The following is an 18344-nucleotide window of genomic DNA, read 5'->3' as shown; positions in this document are numbered from 1 at the left end:
CCAGCGCATCGGCGATGGCCTGCCCGTCTCCGATGCGCGAAAGTTAAATCATCGGACCGGATAGCGTACCCGGTCAGATGATCTAACCTTCTGTGTTTGCATCGGCTTTTCCGAAAACCGCAATCCACCTTTCGGGCCGATGCTCTAATCGAAGCTGCCGCCGTTCAGGCGGTTCCAGTGCTCGCCCGCCAGTCCGTTCAGGAAACCTTGCCCGTTGCGGAAGGCCTGGATGAGCGCCTCATCGGGGGAATGCACGACTGTCGATGCGATGTGGCTAAAGGCGATGCGTCGACCCAGCATGGCTTCCAGCAGGGCAGGCTGAATGCGGCCGCGCAGTCCCGCAGCGCCGCGCGCGGCCGCGTGACCAATCAGGCAATCGATGACCGGACCTGCCTGCCCGGGCCTGGCAAGGATCTGGAGGACGCGCGCGATCCGTCCCGGTTGGGCGTGATACAGAAAGGCGCCGATCGGCGCCCCGCCGGCCGAGGTGACCGACGCATACACGGCCTCGCCATATTCCGGCTTCTCGGACGCCTCGGCGATGATGTGGGCGAGTTGCTGGCCTGACCAATCCGGACGCAGCGCGAACTGTTCTGTCAGTGGAGCAACGAGGGCTGCAAAGCCGGACTGATCGATCTCGGCAACCTTGAGGCCGCCCTTGACACTCCAGTTCGCCGGCACGCCCGACCAGCGCAGATCGTTATCCTGCATCCGGCCGCGCCAATAACGATCCAATCCGTTGGAGAGCGAGCTCAGCAACCGCACCGCGCCGCTTCGGCTCGCAGCCAGATCGAGCATGAAAGCCGATGGCCGGATGATACGGACCCAGTCCAGGCTGTACTGCGGCAGGGCGATCCCGCGCAGTCTCGTCCACATCTGCGCGGAGACCTCGCTGGCGGTTTCGCTGAAGGAGAGATCCTGCGGCCCGGCGAGAAAGGTCTTGAGCAGCCGCGCACCTGCCATCGGGTCGCTCGCCCGCCTCTCGACCATCAGCGAACCGCAGATTGCCGCGCGCAGCTTGCGCCCGCCATGGCTCATCGGCAGCACGTTGACGCCGACAAAGCCCGAAATGTCGCCCTCACCCGAAACATGGACCAGGGGGGCGATCTCCGGATCGCAACCCGGAGCTTCGAGATAGTGTCGGCGCAGATATGTGGCGAGCGCGGGCGGAGGAGGCACGCCGCGATCCCGGAATATCCTTTGAAAGAGCCCCGTAACCGCCGGGATATCGGCGGCGCCCAGCGGGCGGATCTCGCTCATGCCGGGCGACCTGTCGCTTCGGTCGATGCCTGTCCGAACTCCGGGAGCTTGCGAACAAGGGCGACCCGCGGTGTACCGGCCTCATTCGAGGCGAAGGTCACGGGTTCATAAGCTTTGGTCCGAGCGATGAGCGCAGCCGCTTGCCGATCCTGGCCCTCGCCGAACTCGAACAGCAGCCAGCCGCCCGGCTTGAGAAAGGCTACGGTGTCCCGGATCACCCGCTGGTGGATCGAGATGCCATAGGGTCCGCCGTCAAAGGCTTCGCGCGGTTCGGCCGCGAGCAAATGGGCGCTTTCCCCTTCGAGGCGCGAGGTGGAGATATAGGGCGGATTGCAGACGATCAGGTCGACGCCCCCCTCCAACCCGTCTTCCGCGAACGCAGCGAACAGGTCCCCCTGCCGGATCGTGACGCGATGCTGAAGAGCCAGGCGCTCCGCATTTCGACGTGCGAGCGCGACGGTGCTGTCGGTCAGATCGGCAGCCCAGACCCGCGCCGACGGAATTTCGGCTGCGATCGCCAGTCCGAGATTGCCGGAGCCGCAGCACATGTCGATCACCACCGGGCCCGCGACACCGGCAATCTCGGACTGGCGATCACGCAGGATCGCGGCTGCACTCTGGCCGAGGAGCTCCGTTTCCTGGCGCGGCACGAGAACATCGGGCGCCAGCTCCAGGCTCACGCCCATGAAGCGATGCAGGCCGGGCCGAGGCTTGCCGTCGAGATCCAACGCTGTGTGCGGCATGAACGCCCCTTCCCTTGCTGAGCGCCTTGTTCATCCGCGCAAAACTATGGCCTTCAGGTAAACGGACGCTGAAATGCAGCGATCAGGCGGTGTTAACCGCACAATCATTTCTGCGTGTTACTGGCCGTATTGTCGATGGTGGACGCCACCGAGTGCCGCTATCTCGGTTGTTGTCAAAGGCAGGACCGGATGGCTTCGGATAACGCGAAAGGATCGAGCAGCCGCAGAGCATTTCTGCCTATGCTCATGTCCTATGCCGCGTCCGGCGGCAGCCTCGTCATCAGCTCCGCCGCACAACTTCTGACCTTCGCCATCCTGGCCCGCTGGCTCGGCGTCCATGAGTTCAGCCTTTTCGTCGCCATCACCGCGATCTCGAATATCGCGGTCCATATGTGCGGGCTCGGCGCCATGGAGTGCCTGGTTCGCCGCGTGGCGCGTGACCGGGCGCTCTATCCGGACATGCTCGGGCACAACATCATCCTGACAGCTGCCAGCGGTATCCTTCTGGTTCTCCTGGGCGCAGTGGTTCTGCCCTTCTTCTTCACGCTCTCCAGCGATCCGGCGACGAATGTCGCGGTGATCACCCTGATGCTCGTCACGAACATCATGCTGGTTCGTATCATCGTGCTGGCCGAGCAGATCTTCATCGCCCATTCCGATTTCGGCTCGGCCAACACCGTCGTGGTCGGCTTTGCCATGGCACGGACGATCGCTGCCTGCCTTGCCTGCATCGTCTTCGGTGTTTCCACGGTCGCGACCTGGGCGCTGTGGCAGTTCGCCTGCCATGTGCTCGTTGCACTGGCATGCCGGCACGCCATCCGGGGGCTGGGCCAGCCAAAATACCGGATCGTGCGGGAAGAATTACCGCTCGGGCTCTATTTCAGCATTCCCTTCATCCTGCGGGCGGTCCGGCAGAATGCCGATCTGCTCGTGCTCAGCCTTGTCGCGACAGCCGAAATCGTCGCGAGCTACAGCGTCGCACGACGGATGCTGGAGAGCAGCTATCTCTCGGTCGAGGCGCTCAATCGCCTGGTCTACCCCGGCTCGGCCAAGGCGACGGCCGCCGGCCTGCAGCATGCCCTGCCCCGCGTCAGGAAGGTTCTCGTTGCAGCCACCGCGATCAGCATCGCAGCCGCGGTCGCCGTCTTCATTCTGGCGCCGGTCCTGCCCTATCTGTTCGGAAGGGATTACGTGTCGCTCGTCTCGTTCATCAGGATTCTGTGCTGGGTGGTGATTCCGCTGGCGATGTGGTCCGTGGCGGTGGAAGCGCTCGGAGCATCGGGCCATCAGCCGATCCGCGCCGCCGTCATGGGGCTTGGCAGCATCATCGGCGCCGCGGTTGCCGCCTGTGCGACCTGGTATGCGCCACCAACCGGCACCTTCGTTTCTTTCTATGTCATCGAGGTCGCCATGGTGGCCGCGGCCTGGAGCGCGCTCCTGCATGTCGTGAACAGGGACAGGGAAGAGGCGCGCAAGCAAGGCCTCGCGGCGGGAATCGCGCATGGACGCTGACCTGCAACGGGATCTGAGCCCGTCCCCCGCGACCATTGGCGCCGAGAGCCCTCCGCGCACCTGTGGCGTGCGTCCGATGACGAAGCGCGACATTCCCACCGTTGCGCGGCTGTTCAGCAAAGCCTTCCGTGACCGAAAGGGCGAGGTGGCGCCTGATCTGGAAGGTTATCTCGAGACGGTCTTCTTCGGCAGCCCGCATTACCGGCCGGAGCATGGCAGCATCGTCTATGAGGGCGGTTCAGGCGACGTTGCCAGCGCCATCCTCGCCGTCCCCATGGAGTTCACCGTCCACGGCCGCCCGATCATCGCCAAGCTTCTCTGCGCCTTCATGGCGGACGGGAAGGACGGCGCGGCAGGAGCGGCGCGTCTTGCCCGCCAGATGCGCGCGACCCGGCAGGATCTGTGCTTCTCCGACAACTCCTCCCCGGTCAGCGCCGATCACTGGGTTGCGGGGGGCGGTGCGGTTCTGCCGATCCAGAGCCTCGAATGGCAGCGTTCATTCCGGCCGCTCGCCGCCGGAGCCATCGCGTGCGGCCGCTACCTGCCGCTGTCGCACTCCCGTGGCGTCCTCGGCCTTCTCGGCTGGTTCGATGGCCTGCTGCGCCGGCAAAGGCCATCGCTGGTCCCGGTCGCAGCAGCGGGGTGCCGGACGAACAGGGCCAGCCCGGAGGAGTTCTTCCGCTGCGCCGGCGCAATGATGGAACGCTTTCCGATCCGTCCGACCTGGTCAAAGCCCGAATTCGACTGGCTCGTCAGCGTCGCCTCGCTGAACCAGAGCCTCGGCTCCCTGCAATACCGGACGGTGATCGCCGAGGACGGCAGCGTGATCGGGGCATTCCTCTTCTTTGGCAGGAAAGGCCGGGAAGCCACTGTTCTGAACGTCCTGTGCGCCGCCGGCCACGAGTTTGACGTCACAGGCCAGATGTTCTCGCACCTGGACAGGGAGGGTTATGCCCAGGCGAGCGGGATAGCGCAGCCTTTCCTGATGAACGCGATATCGCGGCAGCGCTGGCTGTCATTCAAGCACCGCGGCTATTTCTGCATGGTCACACGCCATGCCGAGATCAAGGACGCCGCATTACGCAACGAGATCTATATCGGCGGGCTTGCATCGGAAAGCTGGAGCAGGCTGCTCACGGATTTCTGACGTCGCGGCACCGACCATACTGATACTGGAGGCCCGATTGGCCGTTTCCATCATCATCAAGACCCTGAACGAAGAGAAGCGCATCGCCGCGACGATCGAGAGCGCCCTGGCGGCGCTTGCCGCCCTGCAGGGCGAGGTGATCATCGCCGATAGCGGCTCGTCCGACCGCACCATCGAGATCGCTTCGGGCTACCCGGTGGTGATTGCCCAGATCGTTCCGCCGGCGCGTCCGAGTTGCGGGATCGGGCCGCAACTCGGCTTCCAGCATTCCCGCCACGAGTACATCTGCCTGATCGACGGCGACATGCTGGTCGACCCCGGCTTTCTCGATGCTGCCGTCCATTTTCTCATCGAGAACCCTGCCGTGGCCGGCGTCACCGGACATGTCGAGGAAATGCAGGTCTCCAATCTCGAATATGCCAGACGGGTACAGCGCAATGGGCCCGAGAGCCGAACCGGCCCGATCGACCGGATGAATGGTGGCGGGCTCTACCGGCGCAGCGCGATCGAGCAGGCCGGCTATCTCTCGGACCGCAATCTGCATGGCCATGAAGAGATCGATCTCGGCATCCGCCTGAGGAGCGGTGGATGGAAACTGCATCGGCTCGACCGGCGCTTCGTCGAGCATTTCGGCCATACGCTCAATTCCTACCGGCTCCTGACGAGGCGCTGGAAGAACAAGTATCTGCACGGCGTCGGCGAATTGCTGCGCGCATCGCTCGGCAAGCCCTATTTCTTCCAACTCCTGCGCGAGCTCCCCGAGCTCAAGCTATGGAGCGCGGTCTATCTCTGGTGGGGGCTCTCCATCGCGATACTGCTGTTTCTTCCCGACAAGGCGCTGGCTCTCGGGCTGGTCCTCGCCCTCTTTGCCGGCATCGTGGGGCTGATGAGCCTTCGCAAGGGCGGGCTGGGCATGGGTCTCTATATCGTCATCGCCTGGTTCTTCCATGCCGCGGCGCTGCCTGTGGGCTTCCTGCGGCGGCGGCAGCCACCTGCCGCACCCATCGAAAGCCGCATCATCCATGAACCGGCGAGAACGGCCGCCTAGCGGGCGCAACCGAGCTACGAACACCTCAGGAAAGCTCCCTTCATGACCGACGACACTGCGGAGAAGACCGTTTCGCTCTGGGACCGGATCGTGCATTCCTCGTCGGAATATTTCCGGAGGAAGCGCGGCGGCTTGTTTCGCGAGACCATCCCCGAATTCACCTCGCTCAAGATCTGCGACGTCGGCGGCTCGCGGCATTTCTGGGAAAAGCTCGACCCTGTCGATGTTCCCAAGGACCTGACGCTGGTCAACATTCGCGACGACGGTCAGGCGCGCTCGTTCACCGGCACGTTCGGCGACGTCAAGGTCATCGTCTATGACGGCGACCGCCTTCCCTTCGAGGACAAGTCGTTCGACGTGGCGGTCTGCAACTCGGTGATCGAACACGTGCCGCCGGCCAAGCGAGCCAATCTCGTGCGCGAGATCAACCGCGTCTCGAACTACTACTTCATCCAGACACCGGCCTTCGTATTCCCCATCGAGCCGCACTTCTTCTGCCCTGCCCTCCACTGGCTGCCGCGCTCGCTCGCCCGCCATGCCGTCAGGCTGTCGCCGTGGCGTTTCCTGTCCAAGCCGTCCGAGGAGCACATCCGGGAGTATTTCGAGGAGATTCAGATTCTGACGCTGAAGGAATTCCGCTCCTATGCGCCCGAGGCGAACCTGGTTCGGGAGAAGATCGCCGGCCTCACCAAATCCTACACCCTGCACGGCCCGTCGCGGCCCTGAATGCGCAACAATCGTCCAGCGATCGCCGAAAAGGGGGGCGCGCCGGAATGAAAAGACTGCTTTCCTCACTGGCCACGCTGCTGGCGCTGAGCGCCACCGCGCCGTGCGCCGTCGCCTCTGACCAATGGCTGCCGGTTCGCGAGGTGTCGCTGGAGATCCGCCCCGGCAGCCCGCTCGACTTCTCCGCGCTGCTGCCCAACCGGGCCATCGGGCCGAGGAGCACCATGGGCGCAGGTCAACGCGTGGTGGCGCGGCAAGACGGCCGTCTCGCCTTCGCCCACGCGCCTGAGCAGCCGGCGCGCCTGTTCTGCGCCTCGCTCGCCTGGAGCCCGGCCTCGGGCGGCTTCCCTGATCGCGCCGGAGCCGACCGCTACGCGCAGCAACTCGCGCGCCACGGCTACAACATCGCACGGCTGACCTTCCTTGATGCGTCGCTGATGTCCGGCCGCGGCAGGGATTTCGATTTCGACCCCAACACGCTCGACCGCGTCCATTATCTGCTCGCCGCGCTGAAGCGGAACGGCATCTACTGGATCATTGACGGGATGACCTCGTGGCGCGGCGCCTATGGCGGCTATGACGACCGCTGGGACCCGGCCGGCAACCTCAAGCTTGCGCTGCATCTCGATGACGCCGCTTTCGTCCATTGGAAGACCTTCACTGAGAAATTTCTCGCGCGCGTCAATCCCCATACCGGCGTCGCCCCGATCGACGATGACGCGCTGGCGCTGGTCATCCTGGCCAATGAGAACGGCATAGAGTTCGACGGCGTCGTGCACGATCGCCCCGGCAAACCACCCTACGACGCGATGCTCGCGGCCCCCTTCAATCGTTGGCTGGCGAAGCGCTATGTGTCGACGGCCGCTCTTTCAAAGGCCTGGGGCGGTCTCGGCTGGACCGAGCGCCTGGAGAATGGCTCGATCGCACTGCCCGGCGACCGTTACGCCGACAGCGCGCGCATGCGCGACCTGCAGGCTTTCTTTACTGAGGTCGAGACCGAATCCGCGGCAAAGATAAGCCAGGCGCTTCGCGCGCTTGGCTACAGGGGCCTGATCAGCACCTACAACAACTGGCCGACGATCCAGACCGCCCTCAGCCGCCGCGGCCTCGAAGCCGTGACGATGAACACCTATCACGACTGGATCGGGGGCTACGCGCCCGGCAGCAAGCTGCTCCAGCAGAGTTCCGTCGCCGACGGCGCCAATGCCATGCGCATGATCGCGGCGGCGCGCTGGCTCGGAAAGCCCTTCGTCGTCAGCGAATACGATCACCTGTTCTGGAACCGCTATCGCTACGAGGGCGGGCTGGTCTTTCCGGCCTATGCCGCGCTGCAGGGCTGGGACGTGCTCTGCCGGCACGCCCACGGCCCGATCATCCTCGCCTATGGCGAGCCCTATCCGCACAAGCGGGCCATGCTGCCCTACGCGATCGCACTCGATCCGGTGGCCCGCGCGGGCGAGACCCTTTCCGCACTTCTGTTCAGGCGCGGCGATGTCTCCACCTCCCAGATCACGATCCCGTTCGCGGTTCGCGGCGAGGAGGACCTGGGCCGGGACATGCAGGCACGGGAACCTGAAAATCTGACGGACCTGGCCCTGATCGGGCGGATCGGATTGCAGGCTACCGACCGCATCGGCGAACAGATCGCCGTCGTTCAGCCCCGCGACGCCAATCGTGCGGCCGCGATCATCGACAGGCTGAAGAAGAGCGGCGCACTCCCACAAGGAAACACCACCGACATTGCGGCGGGACGCTACCAGAGCGATACGGGCGAGATCGTCCTGAACCGCCCGAACCGGCAATTGCGCGTTTCGACCCCCGCGACAGAAGCCCTCGCCTTCTCCTCACAGAGCCTGCCGGCCAGGCTCGGGACGATGAGCGTCGAAGCTGCGGAGGGAGATGGCCTCGTCGCCCTGGCCTCGCTCGACAGGCCGGCCTCACTCGCCAAGGGCAGCCGCTTCCTGCTGATCTTCGCCACGGATGCCCGCAATACCGGCATGACGTTCCGCGACCGGCAGGAGAAGGTGATCGAGGATTTCGGCCGGCTTCCGGTCCTGATCCGCAAGGGGCAGGTCGATCTGCGGATCAGCAGAACAGCGCCGCGATGGCAGGTCTCACCTGTCTCCCTCGATGGAACGGTGAGACCGCCGATGACCAGCGGCACAGGTCCGGTTTCATTCCGCCTCTCGAACGACCTTCCGACGGGGCCGACAACCTATTTCCTCCTGGAACTCCTGGAAGGCGGCTAGCATCCCTGTCCAGTCCGCTGGCCCTGGGCGTGTGGGTCCGCGTCGAACGCCTGGACCTGAAACCGTTCTTCGCCGGTTCAACACCGCCGGTCACCACATCTTCGTGCACGGAACGGTTGCTGGACGCAGCCAAACGACCGGATCACGGGACGCTCGCGCGCCACGTCGGCGCCCTTGCCCTCCACTGTTGTTTCGGGCACGTTTCATGCTGTTGCAGACATGAATACTGACTGAAATCGGCAGAAGAGCGTGCGTGACACGCGCCCTGACGTCTGGAATGCCGTTTCGATTTGGGAGTCTGGTACCCCGCCCTATGGACAGAACACTTCAAGACGGCCTGATAATTCTTGAAGCCTTGGCCAAAAGCGTTCAGCCGAGAAGCGTTAGCGATCTGGCGGAGCAGACCGAACTGAGCGAAAGCCACGTTCAAAGTGCTTTGGACGTCTTCGAACATGCGGGCTATCTCGCTCGTGAGCCCGTCACGGGACGATGCGGGCTATCGCTGAAATTGTGGGGGTTGGGAGTCGGCTTGTTCGCCCGGCTTGAGCTGAAGCGCAAAGCGCAACGCCACCTCTCCGAACTCGCCCTGCGCACGCGCGAGACCGTGCATTTGTCGGTCCTCACCGGGGCCGATGTGATCTATATCGACAAGATCGATAGTCCCGAACCACTTCATGCCAGTTCCGATATCGGTGGCAAGGCTCCAGCCCATGCGGTTGCGATCGGAAAGGCGATTCTCGCGTTTCAGTCTTCGCATGTCGTCGAAGAGATCGGTCGGCATCTTCTCGCCTTCACGCCACGGACCATCAATAGCCTTGACGCGCTCCAGCATGAGCTATCTGCGATCCGCTCGCAGGGCTATGCCGTCAATCTCGGCGAATGGCGCGGCACCGTCTATGGCCTGGCGGCCCCGATCAGGCGTGCCGATGGCATGATCGAGGCGGCGGTCGGCATCTCGGGGCCCTCGACCCGGCTGACACCCGAGATGATCACACTGATGGCGGAGCAGGTCGTGGAGGCGGCAGACGAGATATCGCGCGGGCTCGGCTATGCCGGAACTGGGCGATAGCGCCTCATACGCCTCGCCCCGGAAGAACCAGGCGCGACGATCCAACGAATCGGCCGATCTGGGTTGGGTTTCACATTCGCGCGTGACCAGGCGAGGCGATCCGCGCTGATTGGCCGTGGCGCGGTGGCCGGGGCTGCAGTCACGAAAGGCAGTGGCCGTGATGGAGCGTCACTCTCCGCAACCTGGGGCGGAGACACGACTTGAAAAAGGGCCCGCATTGCGAATTGGTGGAACGAGTTTTGCCAAGCCGATTCCGAGTGTAGGCCCGTGGACGGTGCCCCCCTTCGTCGAGGACTTCATTGACGATCGCGCCCTGCACATGTCGATGGCTCGACTGAGAACCTCTCCCTGCCGAGGAAAAATCGATGGCTCTGCTCGAGCGAACGGGCAAATGGCCTTTCGCGGCAGCCAACGCGACCGTCCCGGTCATCCACATGCGTGCTCGGCAGAATGGCTGCTCGCTGGCGCAAGCGCTGGCGATCCACTAACAAAAAGAGCAGGCCACGCATTGGGAGCAGGATAGCCGGCGATGGCGGATTCGAGTGTTTTCAGACGTCGCGTATATCACCTCGGCGGCTACGATCATGCGCAGCCGGAGGTCGTCCATGGTCGCTTCGTCAGGGAAGCGCGACGTTTTGAGCGTGTGTGGGCGGCTTCCGCGGTTTCGTCGGAGGCCACCAACAGCGATGACGTGTCGACCTGGCAAGTGTGCACGACCGGCCCCAACTGGCGGGTTGAAACCGAGTATTGCGCGATCCGATGGGACGATGTGGTCGAAGCCACGAACAGACGCCCGATGTGGTGGCGCATTCCCCAGGGCCTCCTCGCCTTCGTCGATTTTACCCTTGCCGGAGCGCTCTGGGGCTATCTGCGCGCCAGTTGGCGCTACGCGATGTTCTTTCTCTACCCATTTCTGATACTGGCGGTCATTGCTGCGCTTTCGCTCGCTGGTGGGGCGGCCTTGGCGCGAGCCACGGACTCGAGCACGTTGGGAACAGTGGCAGCGATTGGCGCTTTCCTCCTCCTGTTTCTCGCCGCCGACCGTTGGGTCTATCTCGGGCTTCTCTTTGATGACTGGATCTTTGCCCGGCAGTACATCCGGCGTGGCGATCCGATCCTCGAAGGGCGCTTGCAACGCATGGCGGCCGATCTTGTCGAGGCTCAGCGTCGCGGCTCCGCGGACGAGATCCTGATTGTCGGGCATAGCCTTGGAGCCGTGCTTGCCATCGATCTCATCGACCACGCGATGAAGCTCGGATTGGGCGAGCAGGACGGTTGTCCCCGCCTGGCCTTTCTCTCCGTGGGATCTTCGACCCTCAAGATCGGGCTTCATCGCGCAGCAAGTCGATTTCGCGCCGCCGTCGGACGGGTGAGTTCCTGCCGCGCCGTGCTCTGGGCGGACTACCAGGCTCGCTCGGACGTCATGAATTTCTACCGGGCCGATCCTCTGCCGCTGATGGGCCTGGCTGCCACGGGTTCCCCGGTCATTCGCAGCGTCAGCATCAGGCGCATGATTGATCCGGCCCGCTATCCCCGCATTCGCAGGAACTGGTACCGGATGCATTGCCAGTTCGTCAGGGGCAATGATCGACGCGCGCCGTATGATTATTTCATGTTCGTCTGCGGGCCGCTCTATGCAGAACAACTGGTCAATTCCAAGGAAGGTGCCATGCAAGCACTCGATGCCGACGGTCGATTTCGCGATACGCACTCCCCTGCCCTGACGGGCGATCATTCCACCGAGGTCGCCAAGCGATGACCCTGAGCATCGCCAAGGCGATCTACGCCCTGCTTGCCATTGGCTGGTACATCATTCGTATCCCGCATGAGCGGCGCGCCCGCCGGACACCGGTTTCCCGGAGCGCTCGCGGACTCCGGGAAATCATCCTGCTGAGCATTTCCTTCACGGGCCTCGGACTCCTGCCCTTCATCTATGTCGCAACCGGGTTCCCGCGCTTTGCGAACTACCCGTTTCAGCCGGCACTTGCCTGGCTCGGCGCCCTTGTCGCGATCGCGGCTCTCATCCTGTTCCATCTCACGCACCGGGCTCTCGGCCGCAACTGGTCCGTGTCCCTGGACCTCCGCGAGAGCCATCGCCTCGTGACAGAGGGCGTGTACCGATATGTCCGGCATCCCATGTATTCGGCGTTCTGGCTTTGGGCGATAGCCCAGGCTCTCCTGCTGCCCAACTTCATCGCCGGGCTGTCCGGCCTGGTCGGTTTTGGAACGCTGTATTTCTTCCGCGTCGGTCAGGAGGAGCGCCTGATGCTCGACGCGTTCGGTACTGAGTACGGCGACTACATGGCGCGGACGGGTCGCGTCATGCCAAGATTCCACGCCTGAGCGCCAGGTCACAGTCTCGCGACCTGCGTGTTCGCATGGCTCCGTCGCGCGCTCGGCCCTATGGGGCGGCGCGACGGAGGAGGCAGGGCTCCGGCTGACCACCTGCAAAGTACGTCGGCGGGACCGCCGCTGCGACTGGCCGGCAGGACCGATCGCTGAAGTTCACGTGACAGGCGCAGCGATCATTTCCGGCTAATGATCGATATTGGTGCAGTCAATACGTTCTGAAGCGACGGAACCCAAGAATCCACCAGGGATCGGGCGGTCGCACAGAACTATCCCATTCCAGAATTGCAGAGTTCGATTGTACTCGGACGAGGAATGCGCTCCCGACGCCGGAGACGTCGCTCGGTAAGTGGCGAGCGAAGCATCGACAACGCTAGAGCACCTTCGACCGGTTCAGCCCCCGGAAACCACGAACGACTTCGCTCCAGCAGGATGCGGCGTTAGCCGATTGAAAGTGCTGAGGATATTTGGAATACTCGATGTCGTGCCGCACTGCCGCTATCCGGGGGCAAGGAAGTGGGTTTGGTGTTGCGCATCCGCACTAGTAGGCGAACTTGTTTCAGTCATAGTTGGAATGTTCTCAACGAGGGCGAATCGATGAAAAAGCTTATGATCTTGGCCGTTTCAGTGGCGTTGGTAGGCGTCGGTGGCTGTGCCGCTATTGGCAAGGGCAAGGGGAAGGCCCCGCCTCCAGTTGCTTCTCCGATCGTTACGAAGGGCTGACACCCAATATACTGAAAACGGCCGGATCAATCCGGCCGTTTTCTTCATTTGATTTGTAACCCTTCCGGGAGTTTAATGACACGGCTGCCGCTGTTGTCGGGCCTAACGCCGAGGCTGTTGTTCTTCCGGAAATCGGAGCTCTGCGGTGTGGTTTGATTCAAACAATCGAGCGCGCGCTAGCATTCTGTTTGCTTGTGCCGCTGCAATTTCATCGTCTCTCTGGCTGGCCCCGGCGAGTGCCCAGGAGGATCGCTACGCGCCGCCTCCCGAGACCTCCGAGGAGATTATCGCGCCGGATCCCCGGCCGACCGGCTCGATCGGCAAGCCGACCCGGGCGTCGCGACGGGAGGCTGACCAGCGAAGCGGTCAGTATTTCGTCGAGTTCCGGTCGCGCTATGCGCTCAGTTACGGCCATACCTTTGTCGTCCACGGCCGGCTGAATGCGCGGGGCGAGGTCGGCCAGGTCAGGGCGGAACAGGTCGCCGGCCTGCATCCGGCTGGCGAAGGCCCCCAACTCTGGTCTGTCGGGCATGTCCTTCCCGTTCCAGCTGAGACAGGCCCCAGCGATGGCGACCTGGAGGATGAATACATCTCGGCGCGATACAGGGTTCTGCTGACTGAAGCGCAGTACCGCCGCGTCGCGGCCTATATCAGGCAGAAGCAGCGGAAGCCGACGGCCTGGCACGCAGTGCTCTATAACTGCAACAGATGGGTTGGCGAGATTGCGCAGTACATGGGGCTGAAGGCCCCTGACAATACCCTGCTCTACCCGCCTGAGTACATTGCCAGCCTGCGCGCCATCAATAGCGGGCGCGCCAGGGACGACACCGCGCCGGCGTCCCTCCAGCAATAGCCGGGGGCGTCGCTCAGTTGCTCGCTGGCGCGTGCGCCACGAGCAACCGGTGATGCCGGAAACCGCCGCGTGCGCGCCAGTCAGCGCATGACAATGACGGGCGTGCCGACGCCGACGCGATCGAACAGATCGACGATATCGTCATTGAACATGCGAAAGCAGCCATAAGACGCGAAGGTACCGATGGAATCCGGCCTGTTGGTGCCATGGATTGCGTACTGACCGCCGCCGGACAATGTGAGCGCGCGCGCTCCCATCGGGTTTCGTGGGGAGCCTCCGGGGATGACGTCCGGCAGATTTGGGTTGTCGCGCCTGATTTCATCGGGAGGCGACCAGGCAGGCTCGACATGCTTACCCTCGACCTCGACCTCGCCGAGCCATTGCTTGGATGACTTCCCGACAGCGACGCGGTAGCGGATGGCAGTTCCGTCTCCTCGCACCAGGTAAAGCCGGCGCTCCTTTGTCTTGATGACGATGGCGCCTGGTGACGCATCTCCCTTATAGGTAACGGTTTCGCGAGCGCTGACTGGGATCGCGACCATCATAGCCGCCAACACGATGCATGTCCGGAGCACTGCCAAGCTTCCTGCACTCAGATCGTCTGCGTCCCGACGACTTCAACGATCGCTTCACACCAAGAACACGAAGACTATTAGTGCAAGATTTGGGTTTACTCCAGAGGAAGTGTAACGCGCAGTTTTGCGCGCACTCCGGGAGCCAATGAGGTCGGAGCGGCGGGCGCTCACCCGTACGCGGCATGATGACAGTCAAGAGGGTCATGCCGGGGTGGAGGCATTATCATCCTACACGGTTTTCGACGCCAAGGCAGCGCCCCCGGCGGCGTAGCCAGATCATCGGACCGGATATCGCATCCGGTCCGATGATCTAACCTTTTTGTGTTTGCATCGGCTTTCCCGAAAACCGCATTCCACTTTTCGGGCCGATGCCTTAGGACGAGGCCTTCCGGACCGTCGCAGTCTTGTGACTGCCCGCCAGCCGATCACCGCACCTAGCGGCTCGGAGAGGGAGCCTCAGCGGCCTGCGCGGGCCACGAACTGCGCAGCAGGATATTGAATGCGCCGGGCGCGACCGCGAACAACGCTACGAGTGACTACGGATCAATCCGCCGGATCTCGAGCCGCCATCGTTCGAACGCCCGCGGGCAGCACGGGCGTGTGGCCACGGGCAGCCGCCCCGACCCGCTGCTGCGTCGCCTTCGACACGAGCTTGGAGCGGCTGAGGGCCGTGAAATCGTTGGCGCGATGGCTTTGGCCGGCGCGCCCTTCGAAGACCAGCACATCCGCATGGGTCACGATGATATCGCCGCGCCGCAAGGTCGGGTCATCCAGATACCAGTATTGATCAACTGCCGGATCGAGTTTGACCACGGGTGGCGTCGGCTTGGACGCTACGAGTTTGCGCGGCTGCTGCCGCCGCTTGGGGCGAATGGTCACGGCCAGCGGCTCGGGTTGAACGAAATAGACTTGGGGCGGCGGCTGAGGTCGCCCGAACAGCGCGCGCGCCAGGTCATCCAGGAGACCGGCGGATTGGGCGGGTGGCACCAGAAGGAAGCTGGTCATACCAATGATGAGCAGCCCGCAGCTTCGCGCATGTTTCATTGGCCCATCCTCGCGAACTGATCGCCTGGGCACTGTCGCCCCGAAGCCTGCGATGATGGTTTCGATTCATCGCGCCGCGGGCCGGATTGCACCCAGGCCAACTCTCCCGCCCTTCAAAGGGCGCATGGGCTACGCTGCTGCGCAGCGCTCCCTGGCGCCCCAGTCGATCTCCTATCTCATTCACGCGCGCGCTTGCGTGACGCGCCTCACTCAGGCGGCGCGCAGCGCCTTGGACACATCCGCCAGGGTGGCTTTCTCCGCTGCGCTGACCTGGGTTCCACCAAATCCCATGAAACCGCCCTCGCTCGCGGCTTCCGCCGCCGTCTTCGCCACATGCGACAGCCATGTCTTGAACGCGGGAGCCTCGGCCGGAGCCTTGGCGTCGACGATCTCTGCGACATGCGTCAGCATCGCCAGAATGCTCTGCCTGGCATCAGCCGGGGATATACCGGCCAGCTCGGCGCGAAGCGACTCGCGCGCCTCACCGCGACCTTCGGAACTCTCCATGTCCGCGACAATGGCCTTTGCAAGCTCGCCTGCGTCCGCGTCGCTCTTGGCGCTCAGAAGCGCGCGGCCGCTGGCCAGGCTCTCCTTGAACACGCCCCACAGCCCGTTGGGTTCGGCAAGCGTGACAGCCATGCCGGCCAACAGGGGGCTGCCGAGGAGCAGTTTCCATTCGTCAGCTTCAAAACTGGCCTTGATCGCCATCAGCGCTTCCTGCGGTTGGCGCGCTATCGAGACATCGCGAAACCTTCACGTGTTAGGCCACACTAGAACATCGAGCCTGGCCCGCATGCTCATCGCTCGTCGGCCTGACGACCTCGGGCACACCCGGGATCGCAAGCGCCATGCTGAACCGGTCCTCCAGGCCGACCTGATCGTGCTGAAGGCAGCCAGCGCGGATCGGCGATTGGCAGGTGATTGACTGACACGGCGCAATTGTCTTCCGTGCATCATTCCGACCGAAACAGGCGTGCGGAACGGCAATTGCGCAGCACTTTGGGCGCTCGCTGAAGTTACACCCCGGTGAGCTTGCTCGCAATTGAGAAGGCTTGGCTGCGCTTCACGTTCAGTTGTGAACACGGGCGATCAGCCCCGTCAGCAATCGCGACCTCTGGCTTCAGCGCGTGGATCTGGCGGAGAAACCGGCCAAGCTCGAATGGCGTTGGCAAAAGGGTTCATGCCGGTCACCTCCGGAATGAGGAGGTCGATGGGCTGGCTAAGGCAGAAGCCTTGAAGCTGAAACGGCGTCTCAGCCGGAGCAGTTGGTACGTTGACCCGGTTCCGTGGACTGTTCACGGAACCGGGTCAAATCCAGAGCTGACAGATGGCGATGAGGAGTACGACGGGTCACGGAGCAAGGCCCTGAAGGGCATCCTCGGGGCTTACCGGCAGGCAGCGGAACGGGCCCTTGGCGAGGAGAATCCGGAGGTCCGTGAGGCGATCCTGAAGGACAAGATCAGGGCGCACCGGGCAATGGTTCCGGGTGGGGACGAAGAGTGAAGTCACTTCACCTAGGCGGTATGGCGGCATTGAATTGAGGCCCCGGAGGGTGACTTCCGGGGCCTATTCGCTCACCAGCTTGAGGGCCTGTGTCGAACTGCCCTCAGCTCAAAAAGTTCAACATACGCTCCGAGCTATTCACACTCGCGGACACGTCTGTATCCAGCAAAATCGCCCCAGCTATCATAAACTGGACGCTTTACGACGTAGCACTCGGACTCATAATAGCGCGGCGCTACGTAAACGGGCGCGGGCTCGTAGTAAGGTCGCGGAGCATACCCTCGACCAGCACCGGCGATTGCGCCACCGACGATAGCGCCAGCCGCTAAACCGCCAAACAATGCGCCGTTGAAGCCATCACGGGCCTGCGCGGTAGTCGAAAGAGGCAACGAGGCTATAGATAAGCCTATTGCCAGAAGGCCAACGACACTCGTCCGGTTTAACGCACCCATGGCACCCTCCATCAAGTGGATGGTAGACGTAACCAGTCAAAAGTGAATAAAAACTGAACGATAAAGTATCCTAAGGTCATCGTTAGACCGAAACTCGGTCGCCGCTATTAGGTCGATTAACTGCATGTTAGCTTGGGCCAACAGCACGTGGGTGGCAACGTCCGCTGGCACTCCCCCGTAGCGGACCCGAACGACAGCTTCAACGAACCCCAACCGACATTGTCAGTAGCGATAATAGCCGTAAGCCGGGGGGTTCCAGCCACGCTTGCACTTAACCTTTTCCCTGTATTCGTCGCCGTCCCACTTCCGCTTGACCTTGCAGCCGCCGTGTCGGTACTCCTCCTTGTAGGCGCGGCGCTCGCGATAGTAGCCGTAGCCGCGATCACGCCACCCGTCGTCGTCACGTTCGTAGCCACCGCGCCAGCGCCTCTTTCCGCCCTCTTCCCAAGGATCGGCTGCGGCCATGCCGGCCCATCCGATGACGGCGATAGATAAGGCGGTCATGATGCCAAGGCGCTTCATCGCGCAGTTCTCCTTCTGTTGTGCACAGGCAACGTACTGGACGCTAACGGGTTTCCCACTTCGACCCGCGAACCTGAACGTACTCAGAACGGAAAATGCCTTAGGTAGCAGACTCGCCCTATCCGACGAATGGAGCATCTACGAGTTCAAAGGCGACCCGAGGGAGGCATACGCGCTCTGCTGCACGACCTGAAGATGCTTGGATCACGCCGCGAAAAGAGTCTCCCCCGCAGGTTTGCGGTTGCCCGGACCATAGGGAACGCTCTGGCCGTTTATGCTCGCGAGGTGGTGTCAGGGCTCGTCGTCATTCCGGCGGGGATCTCGAACGATCGACAGAGTCGGCGGTAGGTAGAATTGGCCGCCATGCGTTAGAGCGCCGCGCTGGGAGACACAAATGGGGGACATCGTGGGGGGGCACCCTCGATTTTCCGTCGCTGGTTATCGTCATATTTCAGATGTTTGACACCCCTATGGAGTGTGGCGCGGCCTACGGGAGTCGAACCCGTCTCCCCAGCGTGAAAGGCTGGTGTCCTAACCGATAGACGAAGGCCGCAGGGCTTCGGTTGCAA

Annotated in this window: 17 protein-coding genes and 1 tRNA gene; 11 read left to right on the top strand and 7 right to left on the bottom strand. The window is 63.1% G+C overall.

Annotated elements, in window-relative coordinates; genetic code table 11:
* Positions 1-144 precede the first annotated feature (144 nt).
* Together FG93_RS04060 and FG93_RS04055 are read right to left on the bottom strand one after the other, a co-directional pair.
* On the bottom strand, positions 145-1260 hold the full coding sequence (locus FG93_RS04060) for a hypothetical protein (RefSeq protein WP_043232130.1): 1116 nt from the start codon (positions 1258-1260) through the stop codon (positions 145-147).
* Positions 1257-2003: a HemK/PrmC family methyltransferase gene (locus tag FG93_RS04055; RefSeq protein WP_043232129.1), complete on the bottom strand. Its 747-nt coding sequence runs from the start codon at positions 2001-2003 to the stop codon at positions 1257-1259. The genes FG93_RS04060 and FG93_RS04055 overlap by 4 nt, the downstream gene beginning before the upstream one ends.
* 240 nt (positions 2004-2243) lie before the next feature.
* Here FG93_RS04055 and FG93_RS04050 point away from each other — a divergent pair, with 240 nt between their 5' ends.
* The 10 genes from FG93_RS04050 to FG93_RS31025 all read left to right on the top strand — a co-directional run bounded on the left by FG93_RS04050 (position 2244) and on the right by FG93_RS31025 (position 13679).
* A complete protein-coding gene (locus FG93_RS04050) occupies positions 2244-3515 on the top strand; it encodes a lipopolysaccharide biosynthesis protein (protein WP_348270466.1) in 1272 nt (423 codons plus the stop codon).
* 76 nt (positions 3516-3591) lie between these two features.
* Positions 3592-4662 (top strand): GNAT family N-acetyltransferase, encoded by a 1071-nt coding sequence (locus FG93_RS04045; RefSeq protein WP_244448491.1) that lies wholly within the window; start codon positions 3592-3594, stop codon positions 4660-4662.
* A gap of 37 nt (positions 4663-4699) precedes the next feature.
* On the top strand, positions 4700-5710 hold the full coding sequence (locus tag FG93_RS04040) for a glycosyltransferase family 2 protein (RefSeq protein ID WP_043232124.1): 1011 nt from the start codon (positions 4700-4702) through the stop codon (positions 5708-5710).
* Between the two features lie 42 nt (positions 5711-5752).
* Positions 5753-6436, top strand: coding sequence for a class I SAM-dependent methyltransferase (locus tag FG93_RS04035; protein ID WP_043232122.1), 684 nt, complete (start codon positions 5753-5755; stop codon positions 6434-6436).
* A gap of 47 nt (positions 6437-6483) precedes the next feature.
* Positions 6484-8685 carry a hypothetical protein gene (locus FG93_RS04030; protein ID WP_043232120.1) on the top strand — a complete coding sequence of 734 codons (2202 nt, stop codon included), beginning with the start codon at positions 6484-6486 and terminating at the stop codon, positions 8683-8685.
* Positions 8686-8938: 253 nt separating this feature from the next.
* Entirely contained in the window at positions 8939-9754 is an 816-nt protein-coding gene (locus FG93_RS04025; protein ID WP_152579297.1) for an IclR family transcriptional regulator, read from the top strand.
* A 365-nt stretch (positions 9755-10119) separates the two neighbouring features.
* Positions 10120-10242 carry a hypothetical protein gene (locus tag FG93_RS33785; RefSeq protein WP_280114117.1) on the top strand — a complete coding sequence of 41 codons (123 nt, stop codon included), beginning with the start codon at positions 10120-10122 and terminating at the stop codon, positions 10240-10242.
* Between the two features lie 203 nt (positions 10243-10445).
* Complete coding sequence (locus FG93_RS04020) at positions 10446-11513, top strand: hypothetical protein (protein ID WP_152579296.1); 1068 nt, start codon at positions 10446-10448, stop codon at positions 11511-11513.
* Entirely contained in the window at positions 11510-12097 is a 588-nt protein-coding gene (locus FG93_RS04015; protein WP_043232111.1) for a protein-S-isoprenylcysteine O-methyltransferase, read from the top strand. The genes FG93_RS04020 and FG93_RS04015 overlap by 4 nt, the downstream gene beginning before the upstream one ends.
* A gap of 874 nt (positions 12098-12971) precedes the next feature.
* Positions 12972-13679 carry a hypothetical protein gene (locus FG93_RS31025; RefSeq protein WP_052513362.1) on the top strand — a complete coding sequence of 236 codons (708 nt, stop codon included), beginning with the start codon at positions 12972-12974 and terminating at the stop codon, positions 13677-13679.
* Positions 13680-13759: 80 nt separating this feature from the next.
* Here the strand turns inward: FG93_RS31025 and FG93_RS04005 are convergent, their stop codons facing one another.
* The 3 genes from FG93_RS04005 to FG93_RS03995 form a co-directional block, all read right to left on the bottom strand.
* Entirely contained in the window at positions 13760-14221 is a 462-nt protein-coding gene (locus FG93_RS04005; RefSeq protein ID WP_244448488.1) for a L,D-transpeptidase, read from the bottom strand.
* A 576-nt stretch (positions 14222-14797) separates the two neighbouring features.
* The gene (locus FG93_RS04000; protein WP_043232108.1) at positions 14798-15298 is read right to left on the bottom strand and encodes a hypothetical protein; all 501 of its coding nucleotides are present in this window, start codon (positions 15296-15298) and stop codon (positions 14798-14800) included.
* Between the two features lie 210 nt (positions 15299-15508).
* The gene (locus FG93_RS03995; RefSeq protein ID WP_043232106.1) at positions 15509-16006 is read right to left on the bottom strand and encodes a hypothetical protein; all 498 of its coding nucleotides are present in this window, start codon (positions 16004-16006) and stop codon (positions 15509-15511) included.
* A gap of 318 nt (positions 16007-16324) precedes the next feature.
* On the opposite strand from FG93_RS03995, the gene FG93_RS32255 reads away from it, so the two are divergent.
* The gene (locus tag FG93_RS32255; RefSeq protein WP_152579295.1) at positions 16325-16801 is read left to right on the top strand and encodes a hypothetical protein; all 477 of its coding nucleotides are present in this window, start codon (positions 16325-16327) and stop codon (positions 16799-16801) included.
* A 674-nt stretch (positions 16802-17475) separates the two neighbouring features.
* On the opposite strand, the gene FG93_RS03985 is transcribed toward FG93_RS32255, so the two are convergent.
* Together FG93_RS03985 and FG93_RS03980 are read right to left on the bottom strand one after the other, a co-directional pair.
* Positions 17476-17775, bottom strand: coding sequence for a hypothetical protein (locus tag FG93_RS03985; RefSeq protein ID WP_043232102.1), 300 nt, complete (start codon positions 17773-17775; stop codon positions 17476-17478).
* 478 nt (positions 17776-18253) lie between these two features.
* Positions 18254-18328 (bottom strand) — tRNA-Glu (locus tag FG93_RS03980).
* Between the last annotated feature and the right edge of the window lie 16 nt (positions 18329-18344).

Origin of the sequence: Allobosea sp. LC85 (assembly GCF_000735605.1) — a bacterium.
GTDB lineage: Bacteria > Pseudomonadota > Alphaproteobacteria > Rhizobiales > Beijerinckiaceae > Allobosea.
This window is presented reverse-complemented; position numbering and strand designations above follow the sequence as displayed.

What these genes read in the sequence shown, in the direction of transcription:
- FG93_RS04050 (WP_348270466.1), top strand. Translation starts at nt 2,244, where the DNA reads ATGCTCATGTCCTATGCCGCGTCCGGCGGCAGCCTCGTCATCAGCTCC.
- FG93_RS03995 (WP_043232106.1), bottom strand. Translation starts at nt 16,006, where the DNA reads ATGGCGATCAAGGCCAGTTTTGAAGCTGACGAATGGAAACTGCTCCTC.
- FG93_RS04030 (WP_043232120.1), top strand. Translation starts at nt 6,484, where the DNA reads ATGAAAAGACTGCTTTCCTCACTGGCCACGCTGCTGGCGCTGAGCGCC.
- FG93_RS04005 (WP_244448488.1), bottom strand. Translation starts at nt 14,221, where the DNA reads ATGGTCGCGATCCCAGTCAGCGCTCGCGAAACCGTTACCTATAAGGGA.
- FG93_RS04000 (WP_043232108.1), bottom strand. Translation starts at nt 15,298, where the DNA reads ATGAAACATGCGCGAAGCTGCGGGCTGCTCATCATTGGTATGACCAGC.
- FG93_RS33785 (WP_280114117.1), top strand. Translation starts at nt 10,120, where the DNA reads ATGGCTCTGCTCGAGCGAACGGGCAAATGGCCTTTCGCGGCAGCCAAC.
- FG93_RS04035 (WP_043232122.1), top strand. Translation starts at nt 5,753, where the DNA reads ATGACCGACGACACTGCGGAGAAGACCGTTTCGCTCTGGGACCGGATC.
- FG93_RS04055 (WP_043232129.1), bottom strand. Translation starts at nt 2,003, where the DNA reads ATGCCGCACACAGCGTTGGATCTCGACGGCAAGCCTCGGCCCGGCCTG.
- FG93_RS04060 (WP_043232130.1), bottom strand. Translation starts at nt 1,260, where the DNA reads ATGAGCGAGATCCGCCCGCTGGGCGCCGCCGATATCCCGGCGGTTACG.
- FG93_RS04045 (WP_244448491.1), top strand. Translation starts at nt 3,592, where the DNA reads ATGACGAAGCGCGACATTCCCACCGTTGCGCGGCTGTTCAGCAAAGCC.
- FG93_RS04015 (WP_043232111.1), top strand. Translation starts at nt 11,510, where the DNA reads ATGACCCTGAGCATCGCCAAGGCGATCTACGCCCTGCTTGCCATTGGC.
- FG93_RS03985 (WP_043232102.1), bottom strand. Translation starts at nt 17,775, where the DNA reads ATGAAGCGCCTTGGCATCATGACCGCCTTATCTATCGCCGTCATCGGA.